At 55.8% G+C, this 2,089-nt stretch carries 2 protein-coding genes; both read left to right on the top strand.

Annotation, left to right across the window (positions count from 1 at the left end; translation table 11 throughout):
- Positions 1–210: 210 nt before the first annotated feature.
- On the top strand, positions 211–726 hold the full coding sequence (locus ACR0J4_RS23075) for a GNAT family N-acetyltransferase (RefSeq protein ID WP_170555801.1): 516 nt from the start codon (positions 211–213) through the stop codon (positions 724–726).
- Between the two features lie 331 nt (positions 727–1,057).
- The gene (locus ACR0J4_RS23070) at positions 1,058–2,002 is read left to right on the top strand and encodes an MBL fold metallo-hydrolase (protein ID WP_170644326.1); all 945 of its coding nucleotides are present in this window, start codon (positions 1,058–1,060) and stop codon (positions 2,000–2,002) included.
- Positions 2,003–2,089: the final 87 nt, after the last annotated feature.

Genomic DNA, 2,089 nt, shown 5'->3' with positions numbered 1-2,089 from the left:
GGGCAATCCTAGGTTCTTTTCCGGTATGGCGTTCCGTTTCCATTTTGACCGATTGTAATGCGAGGATGTGGAGATGTCTCTGCTAGGCTCTGAGCGGCTATTCGCAAAATCGCGATGTATGTCCACATTGCGGAAGAAACAGACTTTCGACTTTTCACCGTGATCCGGTATCTTCACGACATCTTCAGTTCAAATGCTGGTACCTGACACATGGATCCGTTCCTCACTAAAAGGCTTTCGGTTCACAGTTGGCAATCGACATTGGGAGACCGGGAAGCGCGCCGAGGGCTGGAGATTGCTTTGTCTGCGATATTGTCACGCCGTGTGCTTGAGCATCTTCCATCACCTCTGCACCTGAGCGGAGATGACGACATTGCTTCTTGGGTGGACGAACGCGCTGAGGAAAGCGACGTTTTTCGTGTCAACTGGAGGCACAGCTCCGAATTAGTCGGACTGTTGATTTTGGCGTCCGACCCCAGTGACTCGCAAGCGCCAGAACTTCATATTGGCTATTTGCTCGGTGAAGCAACTTGGGGTCAGGGGGTCGCAACAGAACTCGTCCAAGGTTTGGTGTCAGCGGCAGAAAAGGACGGCCCGGTGAGGTTGTTGGGAGGTGTCAGCATTGAAAACCCGGCAAGCGCTCGGGTGCTTGAAAAGGCAGGTTTCGAATTATCACCTGACCTTTCAACAACGAATTCGCACATGTACTCAAAGAAAGTCGGTTGAAGCGCATGCGACACGTCCGGCCTGGGTTTAAGGCAGACCTTTAGGCAAGCGCAGCATCTTTGTTTGAGGACTAGAGCGCTCTCTTGAGGACGGCCCAAAGCGGTCGTTCGCCAGAACACTTGGGCGTTGCAGCGCAGCCAGTGATACCGGACTTTTGTCGATTGCGCGGCAATCAATGGATTTCCTTTGCAGAGCTCGCCTAGACCGAGCGGCGATTGGCCGATCACTGAATTTTCAACGGGCGCCGCATTCAACTTAGTGTCACGCCGTCCCCATTACTGCTAGGGTAGCAACAGTGAGGGGTAGTCTCGAGAAATTTGGGAGAACAATCATGGACAGACGCGCATTCTTGGCCGGAACAGGCATCACTTCGGGCCTCGCTGCATTGGGGTGGAACGTCGCGCCCCTCGGAGCGGAGGGCCTCGTAGCGGCGCGGCGCTACCGGGTGGGCTCGGCGACGGTGCACGTGCTGTCCGATGGGTTCATTTCGATCGGACCTGAAATGCTCTCCGGTGTAACACCGGAAGAGTTCGCGACCTTGCTCGACAATGCGCACATAGCCACCGACGCGCATCCGAGCGCGGTCAATGCTTTTTTGGTCGAAATTGGTGATAGAAAAATTTTGGTCGACGCGGGGACCGGCGAAATCTTCGGACCGACCCTTGGCAAGTTGCCCTCCGTGATGAACGCCCTCGGCTTTGATCCGGCCGCTATTGACACGGTGGTCTTCACCCATCTGCACGGCGATCACATCGGCGGCACGGTTTCGCCAGCTGGCAATCCTTATTTGAACGCGACACTCCGGGTAGCGAGCGCTGACATCGATTTCTGGACCAGCGAGGAGATTCAGGCGCAGGCTCCTGATGCCTTCAAGGCTGCGTTTGACCTTGCACGCTCCGCCCTCGATGGTTTTGGCGAACGGATTGAGCCTTTTGGCGCTGAAGAAACCGCAATCGCTCCTGGGCTCTCGACTATGGCGCTGCCCGGCCACACCGTCGGGCATACGGGCCTGATGCTCGAAAGTGACGGCGATGTCCTGCTTATTGCGGCCGACATTGTTCATGTTCCAGCGGTGCAACTCGCTATGCCCGCCGTGACCATTGGCTTTGACACTGATCAGGATTTGGCACGTGAAACCCGCGTCAAGACTATGGATATGGTTGCTGCGGATCGCATAATGATGGGCGGGTCGCACATCTCTCTTCCCGGTCTGGGATATCTGGAAACAGCCGGTGACGGATACCGATGGACGGCGGCGCGCCATCAGTACGGTTAGGGTCAGGACCCATTGATTTCCGCTTTGCTGCGTGATTCACGGTTCGAAAATCGAGCGGTGACCATGTCTGATCTTTTCTTGCTGACG

The organism is Ruegeria sp. B10 (genome assembly GCF_056539825.1).
Note: the sequence above shows the minus strand (reverse complement) of the source record. Positions and strands in the feature narration are given on the sequence as shown.